The following is a 1,683-nucleotide window of genomic DNA, read 5'->3' on the forward strand; positions in this document are numbered from 1 at the left end:
AGAATAGCATTCAGGAACTTGAGGAATTTCCCAGTCGGGTTCTTGAGCTTGATGGTGATAATACATAAAAATCAAGCCATTCAATTCTCGTACCGGCCAGCTTTTAATTTGAGTTTGAGGCGATTTATCCGTATAGGGAATTTTGACACAATCCCCCTGACAATTCCATTGCCAACCATGAAACGGACAGCGAATTGTCTCTCCTTCCACCGTCCCTCCGTACCCCAGATGAGCGCCTAAATGGGGACAATGGGCGTCAAGTAAATGAGGCGTTCCGTCTTCAGCCCGAAACAGGACAAAATCTTGACCAAAGTAGCGTAAGGGTAATACACCTTTAGCTGGAAGTTCATCGCTTGTGGCAATCCGAAACCAGCTATTGGGGAAAGGAGAGAGTAAATGGCTTGAGTTCATGGGAGTTATCGCGGTTTAGCCCGACAGGAACAGGAAAGACTAGATCAAAAAGCTGTAATAGGGAGGAATAGGCGATCAGAACACAGTCGTTAAGTTACAGCATTGTAAATGTTTCCATCAGTTTCGACAACATTTCCGCATAGAATAGATGATGGCTTTGGAGCCGCGCCAATTGACAGCGCGAAAGAACTGTCCAGAAAATACTGACGACGGTCGAGAAACTCTGTATCCTGGTTAAGTGAAAAAATTACGGCTTCTGAATGAATAGTTCAGATCATCCTGAAATCAACACTCTCGTTGACCTTCTACGCGCCCGAGCAACCCACGAGTCTGAGCAAGTCGGCTACAGATTTTTGTTAGACGGTGAAACTCAGGAAGTGAGTTTAACGTATCAAGCTTTAGATCAACAGTCTAGGGCGATCGCCGCTCATTTACAATCGATCTGTCAGCCCGGAGAACGGGCATTACTGCTGTATCAACCCGGTTTAGACTACATTAGTGCTTTTTTTGGCTGTTTGTATGCTGGAGTGGTAGCAGTTCCAGCCTATCCGCCTCGACCCAACCGTTCACTAGAGCGTATTGAAGCGATATTAGCCGATTCTAAAGCAACAGTTGCCCTCACGAGTCAGTCTATTTTATCTCTGATTAACCGACAACTCGAACAAGTTCAGTCGCTTCAAACTTTGCATTGGGTGGCGACCGATACCCTCGAAACGTTCGCTGACCACTGGCAAGAACCCGTTTTAACCTCGGATAGCCTTGCCTTTTTGCAATATACCTCCGGTTCGACTGCAACACCCAAAGGGGTAATGATCGCTCATGGTAATTTATTACAAAATTTAGCAGCAATTCATCGCTGTTTTGGTCATTCTCCCCAAAGTCAAGGGGTGATTTGGTTGCCTCCCTATCACGATATGGGTTTAATTGGGGGCGTATTGCAACCCCTATATGGAGGGTTTGGTGTGGTGTTGATGTCACCGTTGATGTTTTTACAACGTCCCTTGCGTTGGTTAGAAGCCATTTCTCGTGATCAGGCGACGACTAGCGGTGGCCCAAATTTTGCCTACGATTTGTGTGTGCGAAAGATTGCTCCGGCGCAGCGAGAAGGTTTAGATTTAAGCAGTTGGGAATTAGCGTTTAATGGGGCAGAACCCATTTACGACGAAGTGATTGAACGCTTTACCGAAGCATTTGCCCCCTATGGGTTTCGGCGAGAGGCGTTTTACCCCTGTTATGGTCTTGCCGAAGCGACTTTAATAGTCAGTGGCGGGG

General features: G+C 46.6%; 2 protein-coding genes. One reads left to right on the plus strand and one right to left on the minus strand.

Annotated elements, in window-relative coordinates:
• Positions 1–411, minus strand: a 411-nt coding sequence (locus tag M595_RS27410; RefSeq protein WP_023069134.1) for a Rieske 2Fe-2S domain-containing protein, incomplete at its 3' end; no start/stop codon positions are given.
• A gap of 260 nt (positions 412–671) precedes the next feature.
• On the opposite strand from M595_RS27410, the gene M595_RS27415 reads away from it, so the two are divergent.
• A partial coding sequence (locus M595_RS27415; RefSeq protein ID WP_023069835.1) for a fatty acyl-AMP ligase occupies positions 672–1,683 on the plus strand: 1,012 nt, incomplete at its 3' end.

The sequence above is a fragment of the Lyngbya aestuarii BL J genome, assembly GCF_000478195.2.
GTDB classification, from domain to species: Bacteria; Cyanobacteriota; Cyanobacteriia; order Cyanobacteriales; family Microcoleaceae; genus Capilliphycus; species Capilliphycus aestuarii.